Annotated in this window: 16 protein-coding genes; 2 read left to right on the top strand and 14 right to left on the bottom strand. The window is 72.5% G+C overall.

From position 1 onward, the window contains the following. Positions 1-800: 800 nt before the first annotated feature. Positions 801-2,066: a GTP cyclohydrolase IIa gene (locus tag AF1_RS05750; protein WP_067793971.1), complete on the top strand. Its 1,266-nt coding sequence runs from the start codon at positions 801-803 to the stop codon at positions 2,064-2,066. Positions 2,067-2,069: 3 nt separating this feature from the next. On the opposite strand, the gene hisC is transcribed toward AF1_RS05750, so the two are convergent. From hisC to AF1_RS05715, 7 genes are all read right to left on the bottom strand, one after another. Beyond that, the gene (gene hisC / locus AF1_RS05745; protein ID WP_067793946.1) at positions 2,070-3,149 is read right to left on the bottom strand and encodes a histidinol-phosphate transaminase; all 1,080 of its coding nucleotides are present in this window, start codon (positions 3,147-3,149) and stop codon (positions 2,070-2,072) included. Positions 3,150-3,189: 40 nt separating this feature from the next. Further along, a complete protein-coding gene (locus AF1_RS05740) occupies positions 3,190-3,477 on the bottom strand; it encodes a DUF6401 family natural product biosynthesis protein (protein WP_067793945.1) in 288 nt (95 codons plus the stop codon). 49 nt (positions 3,478-3,526) lie between these two features. Continuing rightward, the gene (locus tag AF1_RS05735; RefSeq protein WP_067793944.1) at positions 3,527-4,201 is read right to left on the bottom strand and encodes an NUDIX hydrolase; all 675 of its coding nucleotides are present in this window, start codon (positions 4,199-4,201) and stop codon (positions 3,527-3,529) included. A gap of 156 nt (positions 4,202-4,357) precedes the next feature. After that, positions 4,358-5,695, bottom strand: coding sequence for a flotillin family protein (locus AF1_RS05730; RefSeq protein WP_067793943.1), 1,338 nt, complete (start codon positions 5,693-5,695; stop codon positions 4,358-4,360). A 119-nt stretch (positions 5,696-5,814) separates the two neighbouring features. Next, entirely contained in the window at positions 5,815-5,997 is a 183-nt protein-coding gene (locus AF1_RS05725; protein WP_084262484.1) for a hypothetical protein, read from the bottom strand. Positions 5,998-6,106: 109 nt separating this feature from the next. After that, positions 6,107-6,799: a hypothetical protein gene (locus tag AF1_RS05720; RefSeq protein ID WP_067793941.1), complete on the bottom strand. Its 693-nt coding sequence runs from the start codon at positions 6,797-6,799 to the stop codon at positions 6,107-6,109. A gap of 96 nt (positions 6,800-6,895) precedes the next feature. Then, a complete protein-coding gene (locus tag AF1_RS05715; protein ID WP_067793940.1) occupies positions 6,896-7,567 on the bottom strand; it encodes a lysophospholipid acyltransferase family protein in 672 nt (223 codons plus the stop codon). 410 nt (positions 7,568-7,977) lie between these two features. Here AF1_RS05715 and AF1_RS05710 point away from each other — a divergent pair, with 410 nt between their 5' ends. Beyond that, complete coding sequence (locus AF1_RS05710; protein WP_067793939.1) at positions 7,978-8,331, top strand: STAS domain-containing protein; 354 nt, start codon at positions 7,978-7,980, stop codon at positions 8,329-8,331. A gap of 3 nt (positions 8,332-8,334) precedes the next feature. Here AF1_RS05710 and AF1_RS05705 read toward each other — a convergent pair whose 3' ends face one another. The 7 genes from AF1_RS05705 to AF1_RS05680 are packed head-to-tail and all read right to left on the bottom strand — an operon-like array spanning position 8,335 to position 16,467. Continuing rightward, complete coding sequence (locus AF1_RS05705; protein WP_067793938.1) at positions 8,335-9,162, bottom strand: glutamate ABC transporter substrate-binding protein; 828 nt, start codon at positions 9,160-9,162, stop codon at positions 8,335-8,337. Between the two features lie 17 nt (positions 9,163-9,179). After that, positions 9,180-10,694 carry a hypothetical protein gene (locus AF1_RS05700; RefSeq protein WP_174548822.1) on the bottom strand — a complete coding sequence of 505 codons (1,515 nt, stop codon included), beginning with the start codon at positions 10,692-10,694 and terminating at the stop codon, positions 9,180-9,182. Further along, complete coding sequence (locus tag AF1_RS05695; RefSeq protein ID WP_067793937.1) at positions 10,691-11,377, bottom strand: FHA domain-containing protein; 687 nt, start codon at positions 11,375-11,377, stop codon at positions 10,691-10,693. The genes AF1_RS05700 and AF1_RS05695 overlap by 4 nt, the downstream gene beginning before the upstream one ends. 5 nt (positions 11,378-11,382) lie before the next feature. Beyond that, positions 11,383-12,690 carry a vWA domain-containing protein gene (locus tag AF1_RS05690; RefSeq protein ID WP_067793936.1) on the bottom strand — a complete coding sequence of 436 codons (1,308 nt, stop codon included), beginning with the start codon at positions 12,688-12,690 and terminating at the stop codon, positions 11,383-11,385. Beyond that, positions 12,687-12,812: a hypothetical protein gene (locus AF1_RS36165; protein WP_255218781.1), complete on the bottom strand. Its 126-nt coding sequence runs from the start codon at positions 12,810-12,812 to the stop codon at positions 12,687-12,689. The genes AF1_RS05690 and AF1_RS36165 overlap by 4 nt, the downstream gene beginning before the upstream one ends. After that, positions 12,809-15,256: a serine/threonine-protein kinase gene (locus AF1_RS05685; protein WP_084262483.1), complete on the bottom strand. Its 2,448-nt coding sequence runs from the start codon at positions 15,254-15,256 to the stop codon at positions 12,809-12,811. Before AF1_RS05685 ends, AF1_RS36165 begins: the two co-directional genes overlap by 4 nt. Beyond that, positions 15,253-16,467 (bottom strand): hypothetical protein, encoded by a 1,215-nt coding sequence (locus AF1_RS05680; protein WP_067793935.1) that lies wholly within the window; start codon positions 16,465-16,467, stop codon positions 15,253-15,255. The genes AF1_RS05685 and AF1_RS05680 overlap by 4 nt, the downstream gene beginning before the upstream one ends. Positions 16,468-16,665: the final 198 nt, after the last annotated feature.

Here is a 16,665-nt window from a genome sequence, read left to right as displayed (position 1 = left end):
ACGGGCGCGACCCACGCCGATCCGGGCGGATGACCAGGGAAGAAACCCAGGGAACACCCCCGGATGAACCAGTCCGTAACCCGGTAAAAAATCACCGAAGCGAACGATCCGCCCCCGTACGGACGGATCGTTCGTCTTTTCGCTGCGACAACATCGACACGTGCGGCTTCCGGTCCACAGGTAAACCAAACGGGTACCGCAGGGGTCCCTCCTGTACGTGAGAGCGTCAGAAGGGTCCCCTCGCCGTGTTTTCGGGTCTTGTTTTTCAACTTCGGACGTCCCAAGATGCAGGATCAAGGCTGGCCGAATGGTGACAAATGACTGACCAGGGGGTCGCGTAGGTTACTTTTTCGCCGCACTCTTGATTCGATTTCGCGTCTGGGCGTCACATCTCGTCGCCCTGACCCGATCTGCCCACTGAGGAACGGGCTCTCTTCCGCTTCAGGACGGGGGCCGAGGGAAGGCGACCCCTTCCGCTTTAGGGTGGCGGGTGGGGCTGCGGGAAGGCGGCTCCCTCCGCTTCAGGGTGGTGGGTGGGGGCTGCGATAAGGCGGCTCCCTCCGCTTCAGGGTGGTGGGTGGGGGCTGCGGGAAGGCGAATCGCACAAGACTGCGGTGCTGGGGCAGAAGGCAGGGGCGACAAGCCATGAGTCAACCGTTGGGCGAAACGTGCGCGAACGCGTGGCCGGGGCGGCGCCCCCGCCGAGAGGACGGACCGGAAGCGAGCGATCATCGATGACGGCCGCACGAACGGGGTCGGTTACCCCCGACCTCACGATCGGTGTCGTGGGCCCCCACGACCTGGTGGAACGGGTCATGCTGATGGGCCACGGCCCCACGCCGGTACCGAGCCGGCTGGTGGCCGCCGCGTACCGGGACGAGCAGGAGGCGGCCGACAAGGTCGTGCGGCTGGGGTCGGGCGTGGACGTGTGCCTGTTCGCCAGCCCCGTCCCCTACGACTTCGCGCGCAAGGCCGGCGTGCTCACCATGCCCGCCACGTACGTCCCGCTGAACGGCGCCGCCCTGCAGGGCGCGCTGCTGCGGGCGGCCCTCGACGAGCGCTTCGACCCGGCCAGGGTGAGCATCGACGTGCTCGGCCGCGCCGAGGTCGAGGAGGCCTACGCCGAGATCAGCCTCGGCACCGAGCAGGTGCACCTGCGCGAGGAGGCCGCCGGCCCCGGGACGCTCGCCGCGTTCCACGAGCGGCTGTGGCGGCGCGGCGCGACGACCGTCGCGGTGACCTGCGTGCACGCCACCGCCGAACGCATGGAGATGGCCGGCGTGCCCACGATCCGGGTCCGCCCGACCGGCGCCGCGATCCGCAGTTCCCTGCAGACCGCCGCGCTCCTCGGCGCCCACCACCGGCTGGAGGAGTCACAGCTCGTCGTCGTGCTGGTGGACGTCCCGACCCTCCGTGAGACGCCCCGCCGCGTCACCCCCCGCTACTGGCGCGACGAACTGAAGCTCGCGCTGCACCGCGTCCTGCTCCAGGAGGCGCACCGGATGAACGCCTCCGTGTGGTCGCTGGACGACCACAGCTACCTCGTCATCGCCACGCGCGGCTCCGTCACCGCGTCCACCGAGGGCTTCCGGACGCCGCCGTTCGTGGAGCGCGTCCGCGAGGAACTGGGCCTCGCCATCGAGGTCGGCATCGGCATGGGCCGCACCGCGCACGAGGCGGAGAACCACGCCCGCGCCGCGCTGGCCCGCTCGCAGAGCTCCCAGCGCACCCAGGGCTTCGTCCTGGACCGGGACGGCCGCGCCCTCGTCCCCGCGCCCCGCACGCCACCGCGCTCCCAGCCGCAGGCGAAGCCGAAGGGCCTGGAGATCCTCGCCCGCCTCGCCGACAAGCTCGGCGACCAGGAGCAGCCGCTGATCGTGGACGCCGAGAACGCCGGCAAGATGCTCGGCGTCACCCCGCGCACGGCCCGCCGCCTCCTGCGCACCCTGGTCGAGGAGGGCCTGGCCTGGCCCCTCCCCCCGAACCGCACCCCGCAGCCCGGCCGCCCCCGCCAGCTCTACCGCCTGATCGTCGAAAAACTGGGGCCCGCCGCCAAGACCACCTGAACGTCAGTCGCGGTGGGGGAAGGACTTGGCGACCGCCAGGAAGGCGTCGTTCTCCTCCGGGGCGCCGATGGAGATGCGCGCGCCCTCGCCGGCGAAGGGGCGGACGCTCACGCCCTGGGCGTCGCAGGCGGCGGAGAACTCCATCGTCCGGTCACCGAGGCGGAGCCAGACGAAGTTGGCCTCGGTCGGCGGGACCGTCCAGCCGTCGGCGAGGAGGGCGCTGCGGACCCGGTCGCGTTCCTTCACCGTGCCCTCGACGCGCTCCAGCAGTTCGTCGGTCGCCGCCAGGGACGCGATCCCGGCGGCCTGGGCGACGGAGTTCACGCTGAACGGCAGGAACGTCTTGCGGATCGCGCCCGCCACCAGCGGGTGCGCGACGAGGAACCCGATGCGCAGGCCGGCGAGCCCGTACGCCTTGGAGAACGTCCGCAGGATCGCGAGGTTCGGGCGGTCGCCGTAGAGGGTGAGCCCGTCCGGGACCTCGTCGTCGCGGACGTACTCGCGGTACGCCTCGTCCAGCACGACCAGGCAGTCGGACGGGACACGGTCCAGGAACGCCTCGATCTCGGCGCGCCGGACGGCGGTGCCCGTCGGGTTGTTCGGGTTGCAGATGAAGACCAGCCGCGTCCGGTCGGTGATCGCGTCCGCCATCGCGGCGAGGTCGTGGGTCTCCTCGCGCAGCGCCACCTGCGCGCTCGTCGCGCCCGACAGCGCCACCAGCAGCGGGTACGCCTCGAACGACCGCCACGCGTACACGACCTCGGCGCCCGGCTCCGCGACGGCCTCCAGTAGCATCTGCGTCATCCCGACCGAGCCGCAGCCCACCGCGACGTGGTCGGCGGGGACGCCGCAGAACCCGGCGATCGCCTCGGTCAGCGCGGTCGCGTTGTTGTCGGGGTAGCGGTTGATGTTCTCCGCCGCCTCGGCGATGGCGTCCACCACCGACGGCAGCGGGCCGTGCGGCGACTCGTTGGACGACAGCTTGAACGAGCGGCCCTCGGGTGACACCACGACCTTCCCTGGCTTGTAGGCCACGAACCGGTCGAGGACGGAGCGGAAGCGCGGAGTGGTTGCCTCGGACACCGTTGTCCTCCAGATCGCATGGGGGTGATGCCCCCTCAGCCTACGCAGCGTCCCTCATCATCCAGCAAACGGCCACGATGCGGACGAACTCCCAGTCGCGGGTGTCGTCCGGCCACCAGCCCCGGTTGAAGGCCTCCTCCGCGAAACCGTGCAGATATCCCATCAGCTCGTCCGCGCTGGGCGGCTCACCGTGCGCGCCGAGTTCGTCCCGCAGGCTCGCCACGTGCTGGTCGACGGCTGCCGCGAGGCCCGGGGAGCCGGCCATCTCCGCGACGCCGGCGTCGCCGATGTCGCGGACGAGCAGACCAAGCGCTTCGTCACCGTTCATAGGTGGTGAAACTAGCAACCCTCCCCGAAGGGCGCGAGATCCCCCCAGGTCAAGCCCGCGGGCGCAGCATGGGGGGTCGCAGTTGCTCGGCGTCGCCGCGCCGGTACAGCCGGGCCGGACGGCCGCCGTCCCGCGTCGTCGTCCGGTCCGTCGGGATGAGGAACCGGTCGGCGCCGGTGACCTTACGGTGGAAGTTGCGCGGGTCGAGGGTGGTGCCCCACACGATCTCGTAGACGCGGCGCAGTTCCGCGACGGTGAACTCGGGCGGGCAGAACGCGGCGGCCAGCGACGTGTACTCCAGCTTCGCGCGCGCCCGCTCCACCCCGTCGCACAGGATCCGCCGGTGGTCGAACGCGGCCCGGTCATGGTGGATGAGATCGTCCACGGCCGTCCACAGCACCTGCGCGCGGCTGGAGGCGGGCAGGTCCGGCGCGAGCCCCAGATACGCGACGCTCACCACCCGCTGCCGGGGATCGCGGTCGGGATACCCGTAGGTCGCGAGCTGCTCCAGGTGGATGCGCACGTCCGCGAGCCCCGCCCGCTCCGCCATCAGCCTGGACGCCGCGACCGGCAGGTCCTCGTCGAGCTGGATGAACCCGCCGGGCAGCGACCACGTCCCGGCATAGGGCGCCCGGTCACGCCGCCACATCAGCGCGCAGAGACGCTGCTCCCGCACGGTGAGCACGACAAGGTCGACGGAAACGGCGAGCCGCGGAACGGACATGCATCGAACTTAGTGGGCGTGACCGGCCGGTAACACCAAGAAGCCCCGGCCGGCCTTCGAGATGAGTGGGGACGGCCTGATCCGCCGGGCACCGGAAAGCCGGGCGCACCGCGCCAGAAAGGCCCGGCCGGGGCCGGGCCTTTCGTGGCGGAGCGGTCAGTCCTCCTTGGGGATCTCCACCGCGGGGACGGCCGGGGTGGCGCCGTTGTGGCCGTTGGCGGCGGGCTGGGTGTTCAGGTTGGCGAGGAGCTGGCGGGCGACGCCGAGGCCGGTTCCGCCGAGCGTGAGGGCCTTGGCGAGCATGTCCTCGATGCCCTCGGCGCCGTTGAGCACGACCATGTTGTCGACGTTGCCGAACACGCCCGCGCCGGCCTCGACGATCTGCGGCCACTGCTCGGCGAGCTGCTGGGCGATGACGGCGTCGGTGTTCTCCGCCAGCGCCTCCGCACGGGCCTTGATCGCCTCGGCCTCGGCGAGACCCTTCTGCCGGATCGCGTCGGCCTCGGCCTGGCCGAGGATGCGGGTGGCCTCCGCCTCGCGCTCCGCCCGCAGCTGGATCTCGGTCGCGGTGGCCTGGGCCTGCGCGATGCGCTCCTCGCGCTCGGCCTCGGCCAGCTTCACCTGCTCGTACGCGCGGGCGTCGGCGGGCTTGCGGATCTCGCTCTCCAGCCGCTTCTCGGTCCGCTCCGCCTCCAGCTCGGCGTTGCGGGTCTCCTTGAGGATGACCTCCTGCCGGGCCTGCTGCGCGGCCTGCTGCACCTGGCCCTCGTACTCGGCCTTCTTGATCTCGGTGTCGCGGATGACCGCGGCGTTCTGCCGCTCGGTCTCCTGCTCGCGCTCGGTGGCCTCCTGGTTGCGCTCGGCCTCGGCGATGCGGGCGGCGGCGGCGACCTTGGCGGCGTGCGGACGTCCGAGGTTGGTGATGTAGCCGGTCTCGTCGTCGATCTCCTGGATCTGGAGGGAGTCGACGACCAGGCCGAGCTTGCTCATCTCGTCGGCGGCGGAACTGCGGGTCTCGCTGGTGAGCCGCTCCCGGTTGAGGATCAGGTCCTCGACGGTGAGGTTGCCGATGATGGAGCGGAGGTGGCCGGTGAACAGCTCGTGGATCGCGCCGTCCATGGACGACTGCTGCTCAAGGAACCGCCGGGCGGCGTTGGCGATCGAGACGAAGTCGTCCCCGACCTTGTAGATGACCACGCCGCGCACCTTGACCGGGATGCCCTGCTGCGTCACGCAGTTCACTTCGAGGTTGGCGGCGCGGCTGTCGAGCCGCAGCCGCCGCGCCACCTGGAAACCGGGCAGGACGGACGTCCCCTTACCCGTCACGATCTTGAATCCGAGGCTGTCCACGCCGTCGATCGGCTTGGACCTGGCACCGAGCCCGGAAATGATCAGAGCCTCGTTCGGCTCGGCGACCCGCCAGACCATCTTGAACAAGACGATCAATACGATGACGGCGACGACCACACCGATCGCCACGGCGAGCACGGGCATGCGGCCTCCTCTTCAGATGTCGGGTGCGGCCGGCGTGCAGCGCCCCGTCCGCGTTTTCCCTCAGACGTGCGGGCCGCGTGTTCGGTTCTCCCCGCCGGTGACCACTTCGGGCCAGCGCGTCACTGGGGCAGCGCGGGCGCCACGTACACCGTCCGGGGCGGGTGGTACTCGACCACCACGACGATCGCCCCGACGCCGATCTCGTCCCGCGGGTCGACGGGGTGGGCGTAGAACGCCTCGACACCGCCCCGGATCGGGATCATGACCTCGCCGACCAGCCCCGGGCCGATCCGGCCGGTCACCCGCCCTTCCTTACCGATCAACCGACTCTCCCGGAGAACGACGCGCCGGGAGCCGCCTCGCGCGACCCCGTGTAGCCGAACCGTATCCGCTGTCCCCGCGCCCCCGCACTCAGGGCAGGACGCGTTCGGCTCGGGCGTACGCCTCGCGGGCGAGGCGTTCGGCGTCGGCATGGCCGATGGTGGAGCCGAAGACGGTGACGGTGCCGAGGTAGCCGCGGCCGCGGAAGACGACGTACCAGGTGCGGGCGCGGGCGTTGCCGCTGGCGGTGGCGACGCCGACGGTGCGGGAGCCCTCGCCGATGTCGCCCCTCGGCGTCTCCACGACACGGTGCTCGGACCACTGGGCGCCGATCTTGGTGCGGAACCTCAGGCAGCCGGGTGGAACGCGGGCGTTGATCTGCTTCTCGGCGTCGGCCGCGGACATGCTCATCAGGGTCTCGGTGGCGGTCCGGCCGGCGCCGGCGAAGGAGACGAGGGCCGCGGGGACGTCGCCGTCCACGGTGCCGCCGGGACGGCTCGTCCCGCAGGCGGGCTTGTCCAGGGTGGCCTCCCGCTGCAGCCTGGCGGCGTTCTGGATGGCCTTCAGGGACCCGTACTCGCCCGAGTCGGGCTCCCCGGCCCGCCGGTAGCCGGACGCCTCGGCGAGCAGGGCCTGGGCGAGCTGATCGGAGGTGAAGCCGAGGGCCGCGACCTCGGCGGGGGCGGTGCCGCGCACCTCGCGCGCACGTGCGCCGTGGGCGCCGCACGCGGCCGCGGCGGCGGACGTCGCCAGCAGGACGATCGGGAGGAGCCTGTGCGCCATGCCCGCGACATTACGGCCCGGAGAGGGCGGGTCCCCCCGGACGACACGCCCTCGCGTGAACCCGGCGGCCGGAGGGGAGCGGAGCGGGCGGCGCCGTCAGCTCTGTTCGGCGCGTTCGTTGTACTCGCCGGCGTACTCCTGGCCGGACATCTTCTGGATGGTCTCCACGATCTCGTCGGTGATCGCCCGGCGTGCCTTGGCGGGCGGCAGGTCGCGGTAGTGGGAGAAGTCCATCGGGGGGCCGATCCGGACGGTGGGGCGCGGGCCGAAGACGCGCGGGAGGCCGGCGCCGATCGGCTGGATCTTCTCGGTGCCTTCGAGGGAGACCGGCAGGACGCGGGCGCCCGATTGGAGGACGAGCCAGCCGATGCCCGTCCGGCCGCGGTAGAGCCGCCCGTCCGGGGAGCGGGTGCCCTCCGGGTAGATCGCGAACGCGCCGGCGTTGTCGAGGACCTCGGCGGCCTGCTCCAGCGCGCCCATCGCGGCGCGCCGGGCGCCGCGGCGGACGGGGACGTGGCCGAGGTTGGTGAGGAACCAGCGGACGAAGCCCTTCTTGAGCCCGCCGCCCTCGAAGTAGTCGGCCTTGGCGATGTAGGTGACGGGGCGCGGGACCGCGAGCGGGATGATGAAGCTGTCGATGAACGACAGGTGGTTGCTCGCCACGATCAGCGGCCCGTAGCCCGGTACGTTCTCACCCCCGATGACGCGCGGCCGGAACAGCAGCCAGAGGATCGGACGCACCACCCGCGTCATGAACGTGTAGAACACCCAGCCTCCCGAATTTCGCCACCGCCACTGTAACCTCTGCGCCGATCCGGGCCCGGGTCACCGTCCGCCTTTCGCGTGTACAGGCGGGTAAGAAATGGTCCATCCGCAGGTCACAGTACGGCAAACCAGGATTGAACGGCATTTCTTACCTATCAGTAAGTTTCTCTTGAGTAAGTTATTGCCTCCGTTTCCCGGGCACCCCCGGACGCATCGGACGCCCCGGACGGCACGTCGGGTAGAGTCTGAGACCAAGGACCGGCCGAGTGTCCGCTACGGCGTTACGGTCCCGAGCCCGGGCGGACGGCCAGGTCCTCCATCCCGGGTAGTGCTTGGAAAGCGGGCACGGGTGCGCAATCCTGAGAAGTCACCTGAGATGGCCGGATACCACCGGAGTGGGGCGTGAGGTGACCATGGACTTCGACATCAACCTGATGCGCGACGACCGCTGCACCGTCGTCCGTGTACAGGGCGACATCGACGTGGTGGCACGGTCGCACTTCGAGGAGGCCCTCTTCGAGGTCGTCGACATGGACGAGCCCGTGGTCGTCGACATGCGCGAGGTCACGTTCTGCGACTCGACGGGCCTGAACGCGCTCGTCGCCGCAAACCGCCGCGCCGGCGAGCGCGGCGGCCACATCGCGCTGGTGGCGCTGCCGCCGCGCGTCCAGCGGGTCTTCCGCATCACCGGGCTCGACAAGTTCATCCCGATCTACGACACGCTGCGGGAGGCGATCGTCGCGTTCCCGTCCACCACGACGCCCTGACGCTCAGGTACAGCCCTCGAACTGGGGGACGCTCGTCGTCAGCTTCAACCCCGACCTGCCGAACCACTTGTTCAGCAGCCGCTCGGCCGTGCCGTCCTGGTACATGCCGGTGATGGCCCGGTTGACCTCCTCGCAGCCCTTCAGGTCGCCCTTCTTGAGGCCGACGCCGTACTTCTCGTCGGTGAACGGCGCGTTGATCATCCGTCCGGGACGGCCGGCGGCGAACCCGGCGAGGATCAGGTCGTCGGTCGACACGGCGTCCAGCCTCCCGGCGGCCAGCGCGTCCATGCAGGCGCCGTAGGTGCCCACGGTGACCGGCTTCGCGGCGACCTTGCGCTCCTCGATGACGCGGCGCCAGGAGTTGGAGCCGGTCACCTGGCAGATCCGCCTGTCCTTCAGGTCCCGCACGTTCTTGATCGAGGTGGCGTCGGCGCGGACGAAGGTGTCCTGGTGGGCGACGTAGTAGGGGCCGCCGAACGTGACCTTCATCCTGCGCTTCGCCGTGATCGAGTACGTCGCCACGATCATGTCGACGGTGCCCTTCGCGAGCGCCTCCTCGCGGACGGAGGAGTTCGTCGTCCGGAACGTGATGCGGCTCTTCGGGACGCCCATCTTCCCCGCGATGTAGGTGGCGACATCGACGTCGAAGCCCTCGTACGTCCCGTCCGGGCGTTTGACGCCGAGGGCCGGCTGGTCCCCCTTCACCCCGATGACGAGGGAGTCCCTGCCGGCCGCGGACGTCTCCTCGGCGCCGCCGAGACCGCAGGCCGCAAGCAGCGCCGGCACCGTCGCGGCGGTCAGGACGGCGGCGGTGGCTCGGGTACCGCGCATGGCGTGCTCTCCTCCGGTCAGCGGAACTCGGCCAGCCGGGGACGGACCCCCGCGATGATCAGAAGGGCGATGACGGCCGCCGCGGCGGGCGGCGCGGCGTCCCAGCCGCGCAGCCCGCCGTCCGCGTCCTTGATCGCCGTGTCGAAGGCGTCCTGGTGGACGGCCGTCAGCGCGCCGAGCGCCGCGTCGAAGGCGTCGAAGTCGCGGATGGCGCCGGACGTGCGGCCCATCCGCACGTCGATGGCGCCGGCCCGGTCACCGGACGCGGCGAGCCGACGCATCCGCGCGTCGTTGCGCTGGACGGCCCGGTACGCCTCCAGCGTCCTGCCCAGCGCGTCCGCTTCGCGCCCCCTGCCGGCGGTGCGCGCCTCGTCCCCGAAGAAGCCGAGGAACGGGACGGCGCCCTCACCCGGCTTGTACGCGGCGGCCTTCTGCTCCAGCCCGGCGTAGTAGTTCTCCAGGTTGACGGGCTTGTCACCGAGGTCCGGGTAGATCACCGACAGCGACTTGTCGAGGTAGGTCTGCTCGTAGGTGTCGGCGCGTCCCGGGTCGAGGAGGTAGCGGCTCTCGTCGGCGAACGCGCTGTGGCTGATCGCCCGCGCCCGCGACAGTTGGAGGATCGAGTCGAACCCGTCCTCCTTGGCCTTCCTGATATGGCCCGCGTGCGCCGTCAGCAGGCCGGTCCCGGCCGCGGTCAGCACGATCGTGGCGAGCGTCGCCAGCGCCAGCGCCGGGTTCAGCAGGCGGCGGAACGTCCGGGTCAGGTACAGCTGCGTGGCGATCAGCAGCAGCAGCGCGACCACGCCGGTGACGGCGACCCACGCGCGGCCCGCCAGCACCGCCGACCGCTTCGTCTCGTACGACTGCCGGACGCGCGCGCCGCTGTCGAGCGTGATGTTGTACGCCTTCGGCAGCAGTTGCAGCCTCATCAGGTCGGTGGCCTGCCGGTAGGCGTCGACGACCTGGCCCGGCGGCTCCCCGGGCGCGTGGTTGGACTGGGCGTCGAGCTGCATGGCCTGGCCGACGAGCCGCTCGTACCGGCCGAGGCCGTCCAGGACCTCCTGGACGGTCCGTTTCAGCGCCGGGTCGCGGCCGGCGAGCTGCGCGGCCTGCACCGCCGCCGCGTCCGCCTCCGCGCGCCGCTGCTCGTACACCCGCAGCGACTCGTCGTAGCCGATGCCGAGGTCGTGCTCGCGCCCGATGAGCAGGATGTTGGACACCTGCGCGTCCATGTCGCTGAGCGCGAAGTAGAGCGTCCCGGTCGCCACGACCTGCGGGCCCGCGTCGTGCCCGATCGTCTGGACGGAGTCGCGCGCGTTCCCGGTCGCCACGGTCAGGACGGCCAGCAGCGCGACGAGGGCGGCCAGGCAGAGCACCACGTGCGCGCGGATACGGCCCGGGATCGTCTTGAGCCACCGGCCGCGGAGGAACGTTCCGAGCCGGCCGGCGCGCCGCGGGTCCGCCGGCGGTGCCGCGCCCGGTCCGGCCGTCCGGGGAGCGGGGGCCGCGGGCGGCGCGGGACTCATCGTCATGGCGGGCCCTCCTGCAGGGACAGCGTGATGGTCGTCCAGGCGCCCACGTGGATGCGGTCGCCGTCGCCCATCGGCATCGGCGCGTTCACCGGGATCGGCTCGGTGCCGCCGTTCACCGTCGTGCCGTTCGTCGAGCCGGGATCGACGAGGTTCCAGGTGCCGTCCGGCTGCGCGAGCAGGACGGCGTGCAGATGCGACACGCCGGGGTCCTGGGGCGGCGTGCTCAGGTCGATCTCCGGCAGGATCGCGCGGGACGTGCTGCGCCGCCCGATCCGGACCCTGTCGCCGATCAGCGGGATCCGGCGCTCCGGGCAGTACGGCGGAAAGGTGAGGTCCGCGGCGTCTCGCCCCATCTCGGCGACGACCGTGTCGAAGTAGTCGCGGTCGGCCCTGACCAGCGCGGACGGGCCGTCCGACACGAGCGGCCCGCTCCCCGTGCGCGGCTGCGGCACCGGCGGCGCGACCCGCGCCGCGCGGCCGGCCGGCAGCTCGGCGGTGTGGCCGGCGCCGGTCTCGAAGTCGTACCCGTCGACCTCGCAGAAGCGGCCGGAGCGGGGCGTCCCGCAACGCGGGCACACCCCCGTCTCCAGCGGCTTCGCGGGTGCGGCGCCCCCGATGAGGTCGCCGCAGACGTCGCAGTAGTCGGCGGCCTCGGACGTGTGCCCGCACGGACAGACCGGCATCCGCCTCAGCCTCCGGCCCTGTTCCCGGCGTCGTCGTCCTGCCGGGTGCGGACGGTCCGGACCGAACGGGTGTCGAGCGACATCTCATCCGCCTTCGACACGTCCCGTTTCAGCCGCACGGTGCCGCGCACCGGGTCCACGACGTCCACGACCTTGGCGAGCAGGCCGGAGATCTGCTCGTTGCCGACCTCCCGGGCGAGGACGACGGCGCGGCCGAGCCGGGCGGTCGCGGTGTCCTCGTCGCCCTCGCGGCGCGCCTCGAGCCCCTCCTGGATCGCCTCGGCCAGTTCCGACTGCCCGGTGTGGTGCGCGACCCGGCCGTTGATCCTGGTCGAGAGGGCCTCGTCGTCCGTCCACTCGGCGAGGACGTTCCCGGACGCGAGCACCCGGTCGTCCGCGATGAGCTTCACCCACGCGGCCCGCATCTGCCGTCCCACGTCGCCTGGCTGCACCTCGACGCACATGTGGTATTCGCGGGACTCTTCGCCCCACGCGCCGAGCGGATAGTCGCCCGTCTGCGTCCCCGACTCGACCCGCCGGCCGGTCAGGTCCTCCACGGCCGGGACCATCTGCTTGACGAACCGGAGCCGCGCCTGCTGCGGCGTCCACACGCGCAGCACCACGTCCGCGACCTCCTTGCTCATCGCGGCCCGCGTCATCGCCAGGAAGTCGGCCTCCAGGTCGGCGGGGTCGGGGACGTCCAGGAACCCGCCCAGCAGCGCCGAGGTGATCTTGCGGAGTTCGGCGACGTCCCAGTCGGTGCCGACGCCGCGCGCGTCGCAGAGGAAGTGCCCGGTGCACGCGCGCAGCGCCGCGTCCAGTTCCGCGGCCGACTCGTGCTGGTTCTTGCCGTCGGTCAGCAGGATGGCGTGCCTGACGGCGTCGTCGTACCCGGTGAACAGCCGGTCGGCGAGCCGCAGCCACGACCCGATCGCGGTCCCGCCGGCCGCCTCCAGCCGTCCGATCGCGTTCACCGCGCTGCGCCGGGCGGTCTCGTTCGCCTCGACGAGCCGCTCCCCCTGGGGGTAGATCATCCGCGGCCGGTTCGCGCCGGCGATCACCGCGAACTGGACACCGTCGCGCAGCACGTTCACCGCCGCCCGCGCGGCCCGCTTCGCCGCCGCCATCTTCCCCCGGTACGACATCGAGCCGGAGGTGTCGATGATGATGACCTCCGCCGCCTTCGCGCCGCTCCCGGTCCCGGTCCCGGACGAGCGCGCCGCCACGGACACGATCGCGTGCATCTCCCGTCCGCCGACCGGAAGGTGGGGATTCTGGTCCACGCGGACGGTGAACTCCGGAAACTCGCTCATCTGCCCCGCTCCCTGTCGTGTCCCCGCGGCGGACGGGGGACGACCGCCGCCGTGCCGCCGGCGGGCTCGCCGCGGGTGCGGCAGAGCATGCCGGAGGCGCGCCGGTCGGCGTCCATGGTCATAGCAGCGTCCTCGGGCGGACGGCGTTGGCCCGTTTCACCATCGCGTGCCGCCGGCCGGCGCCGTCCGCGAGCTTGGCGAGGACCCGGTAGGTCTCCTCCAGCTTCGCGCGCAGCGCCGGTTCGGCCAGTTCCGTGCCGAGGATCCGCTGGCGCATACCGGCCGGGAGCGGGGCGCGGCCGGCGCGGACCCAGGCGAGCGCGGCCTCCAGGACCTCGGCGGTGAACGCGGCGGCGCGTTCGGTGTCCAGGCGCAGGGACGCGAGCCGCCGGCCGGCCTCGGTGAGCGTGGCGGCGTCCAGCTCGCCGGGGCTCCTCCCCCGGACGGCGGTGGCGACGGCGGCGAGCTGCGCGGCGAGGTAGTGGCTGGAGATGCTGGGGACCGAGTCCAGGACGCGTTCGGCCGCGGCCCGGTCACCGGCGGCGAGACAGGTGCGGGCCAGCCCGAACGCGGCGCTGACGTGGGTCGGATCGGTGCGCCAGACCGTCTCGTGGAAGTGGCCGGCGTTGCCCATGTCGCCGAAGCTCTCGTAGCAGAACGCGAGCGCCAGCTTGGGCGCCTGCTCCCCCGGCGCGAGGTCGTACAGGTCGTTGAAGACGGCGACCGCCTCCGTGCCGCGCCCGCCGGCGAGGGCGCGGACACCGCGGTACCAGTCGACGCGCCAGTCGTCCGGGGCCTCGGCCGCGAGCTCCTCGATGAGCCGGCCGGCGCCGTCCAGATCGCCCAGTTCGATGCGGACGCGCACCAGCGCGAGCCGCACCTCCCGGGACGCGACCGGCGCGGAACCGAGGGCCGCCGCCAGGTCTCCGGGGTCGCGCGCGGTGAGCCCGGACAGGAACGCGGCGGCCGGATCGGCCGCCGACACGAGCGGGACGGGCAGCGCCGCGGCGGCGGCCGGCGGTTCCAGCGGCGCCAGGACGGGCGCCGCGCCGCCCGCCCGCGCGTCCCCCTCCAGGCCGCCGACGATCTCGGTTCCGGCCGTGTGCTGCTCGGGCCCGAACAGCGGCGACGGCGCGGGACGGGAACGTCCGTCCTCGGCCGCCAGGACCTCGCGCAGGACGCCGGTGAGCTGCTCGGCCATCTCGGCGGCGCTCTGGAACCGGCGCGCCGGATCGGGGTGCGTCGCGCGCCGCAGCAGCCGGTGGTAGGACTCGTGCCGCTGGAAGAGCGGCACCTGGTCGCGCGGCGGCAGGCTGCGCAGATGCCGTCCGGTGTAGCCGCGGAACGGGAAGCTGAGCACGGCCAGCGCGCGTCCCACCGTGTACAGGTCGGAGGTGATCGACGGGCCCTGCGAGCCGATCTCGGGCGCCTGGTAGCCGGGCGTGCCGAAGATCGGGCCGTCCACGTCGAAGGCCCGCCGGACCCCGCCGAGGTCGATCAGCTTGAGCTGCTCCTCGGACTGGATCGCGTTGTCCGGCTTGAAGTCGCAGTACAGCAGCCCGACACCGTGCAGGTAGCCGAGGGCGCTCAGCACCTCCAGCCCGTACGCGATCACCTGGCCGAGCGGCAGCGCCGCCTGGTCGCCGTGCTCGGCGCGGACACTGAGCAGGATGTCCTTCAGTGAGCGCCCGCCGACGTACTCCATCACGATGTAGCCGGAGTCGCCGTGCTGGACGAAGTTGTAGATCTTGACGATGTTGGGGTGCTCGACCTCGGCGAGGAACGCGCGCTCGGCGGTCGCGGCGGCCAGCGAGTCGGCGTCCCCGCTGTCGAGCAGCCCTTTCAGGACGACCCACCGCTCGCTCACGTTGTGGTCGCGGGCCAGGTACACCCAGCCGAGCCCGCCGTGCGCGAGGCAGCCGAGCACCTCGTACTGCCCGCCGACCATCTCGCCCGCGTGCAGCTTCGGCGTGAACGAGAACGGGTGCCCGCAGCTGCGGCAGAACCCCTCGGTGCGGCCCGGGCGCCCGCCCCGGCTCCGCCCGACCTTCTCGTCGCACCGGCTGCAGTAGCGCCGGTTCTCCGGCACCTCCGGATTCTCCATGATCGCTGAGGCGGGGTCGCGGGCCGGGACGGGCGGGACCTCGACGAGCCCGGCGCCGAGCATCCCGCGCCGGGCCGAGCCGCTGGAGCCGGTGCCCCGGGTGCCGCCGCGCGACGCCGTCCGGCCGGAGCCGACCGTCCCCGGGCCGCTGCCCGCCGAACTCCCGGATGTCCCGGCGGGCCCGCTCGGGACGGACGGCCCCGGCTCCCGGGTCGTCGGGGGAGCGGCGGGGGTCCGCGTGGTCACCGCGGCCGGAACCCGCACCGGCGCCGCCGCCGTGTATCCGGCTCTCGCGGGGTCGGCGGGGACGGCCGGGGCGGGGACGGCTCCGGCGGCCGGAACAGAGGGGGTGGCGGGGACGGAGGGGGTTTCGGCTCCGGCGGCGGGAGCCATGCCGCAGACGTCGCAGAAGCCGTCCGCGTCCACCTCACCCGCGCAGCCGGGCTGGGTGCATCGGTTCATCGCCGCGTCCCCGTCTCGCTCTCGCCCGCCCTGATCTCCCGCTGGTACTCCGCGAGGATCGCCGTCGCCCTGCGCAGATCGCAAGGGGCCGTCCACAGCACCTCGCGGGCCTCCGCGTGCAGCTTGGTGAGCCCCTCGTCCTCGGCCAGGCCGAGCCGCGCCGCCTTCGCCCGGTACGCCTCCAGCCGCCCGCGCAGTTCACCCCGCCGGTCGATCAGGCCGGCGCTGAGACGCAGATCACCGCGGGCCCGTTCCAGCGCCTCCTCGGCGGCGCGTTCGAGCTCGGCGAAACGGCCCGCCATCTCGACCCAGCGGCCCGCCTCGCGGAGCCGTTCGAGCGCGACGAGCCGGTCGCGGAGCGCACTGCCGAGATCGCGCGCCGGCGCCGGCAGGTTCGGTGAGTGGATCTTGACGAGGGCGGCCGCGTACGCCTCATGGGCGCGCCGCTCGGTGTCCTCGACCTCCTCGACCGTGGCCGTGACCCCGGCGAGGAGCTCGGCGTAGTCGTCGCGCATCCGGGCGACGCCGGCGAGTTCGTCGCCGAGCGCGGTCAGCACGGCGCGGACACGGTCGAGGCGGCCGGTGTCCGGGTGCCCGTCGTGGACGAGCGACAGCGGATCGGTGCGGACGATGCGGCCGAGCGCCGACAGCTCGCGGCCGACCCGGTCGAGTTCGGGATGCCGGGTGCCGTCCAGCAGGTGCGCCAGCCGGGCCGCCCTCCGCCAGCCCTCCTCGGCCTGCTCCAGGGGCTGCAGGAGCGCCGTCCAGGCGGTGTCGGCGGCGGCGACCTCCCGGGCGACGAACTCGTAGGCGTCCGACATCATGGCGACGGCCTCGTCCAGCGTGATGCGGCGCTCCCGCGGGCCGAGCAGCGTGCGGTGCTCCAGCGGGATCTCACCGCCCGGCAGCTCCACCGAGAAGCCCGCCAGCATCTCCGACAGTTCGGTCAGCCTCGCCGCGTCCGGACGGGCCGACCGCGCGCGCAGTTCGCACGCCTCGTCCAGGACGCGCTGGTAGGCGTCGAAGAGCAGCCACAGCGTCGTCAGCCGGGACCGCACCTCCTCCCACCGGCGACACGTCTCGCCGGTGAGCCGGGCGCCCTTCAGCAGCCGGACGCCCGGGTGCCGGTCGAGCTCATCCAGCGACGCGGAGATGCGCTCCCGCTCGTCCTGGAGCTTGCGCAGGGCATGGTCGACGCCTTCACGGCTCATGGGCGCGGCGGCCCCGGCCCCGCTGTGGTCCAACGTCTGCCCCGCGATCGCTTCTCCGGCCCCCCTGAGCCCGCCCTTCGCTGCACCGGTCCGGGAGCACGGATCGGTTCAGTATCGGACGTACACTCTCATATAAGTGTGATCCGTGACACTAACGGAGGCAAGGTCCTCTCGCCCAGCGCTGAATCACGTAAAAGG

Source organism: Actinomadura formosensis NBRC 14204 (genome assembly GCF_001552155.1).
Lineage (GTDB): Bacteria > Actinomycetota > Actinomycetes > Streptosporangiales > Streptosporangiaceae > Spirillospora > Spirillospora formosensis.
This window is presented reverse-complemented; position numbering and strand designations above follow the sequence as displayed.

What these genes read in the sequence shown, in the direction of transcription:
- AF1_RS05680 (WP_067793935.1), bottom strand. Translation starts at nt 16,467, where the DNA reads ATGAGCCGTGAAGGCGTCGACCATGCCCTGCGCAAGCTCCAGGACGAG.
- AF1_RS05730 (WP_067793943.1), bottom strand. Translation starts at nt 5,695, where the DNA reads ATGCCCGTGCTCGCCGTGGCGATCGGTGTGGTCGTCGCCGTCATCGTA.
- AF1_RS05735 (WP_067793944.1), bottom strand. Translation starts at nt 4,201, where the DNA reads ATGTCCGTTCCGCGGCTCGCCGTTTCCGTCGACCTTGTCGTGCTCACC.
- AF1_RS05695 (WP_067793937.1), bottom strand. Translation starts at nt 11,377, where the DNA reads ATGCCGGTCTGTCCGTGCGGGCACACGTCCGAGGCCGCCGACTACTGC.
- AF1_RS05710 (WP_067793939.1), top strand. Translation starts at nt 7,978, where the DNA reads ATGGACTTCGACATCAACCTGATGCGCGACGACCGCTGCACCGTCGTC.
- AF1_RS36165 (WP_255218781.1), bottom strand. Translation starts at nt 12,812, where the DNA reads ATGACCATGGACGCCGACCGGCGCGCCTCCGGCATGCTCTGCCGCACC.
- AF1_RS05690 (WP_067793936.1), bottom strand. Translation starts at nt 12,690, where the DNA reads ATGAGCGAGTTTCCGGAGTTCACCGTCCGCGTGGACCAGAATCCCCAC.
- AF1_RS05705 (WP_067793938.1), bottom strand. Translation starts at nt 9,162, where the DNA reads ATGCGCGGTACCCGAGCCACCGCCGCCGTCCTGACCGCCGCGACGGTG.
- AF1_RS05685 (WP_084262483.1), bottom strand. Translation starts at nt 15,256, where the DNA reads ATGAACCGATGCACCCAGCCCGGCTGCGCGGGTGAGGTGGACGCGGAC.
- AF1_RS05740 (WP_067793945.1), bottom strand. Translation starts at nt 3,477, where the DNA reads ATGAACGGTGACGAAGCGCTTGGTCTGCTCGTCCGCGACATCGGCGAC.
- AF1_RS05700 (WP_174548822.1), bottom strand. Translation starts at nt 10,694, where the DNA reads ATGACGATGAGTCCCGCGCCGCCCGCGGCCCCCGCTCCCCGGACGGCC.
- AF1_RS05720 (WP_067793941.1), bottom strand. Translation starts at nt 6,799, where the DNA reads ATGGCGCACAGGCTCCTCCCGATCGTCCTGCTGGCGACGTCCGCCGCC.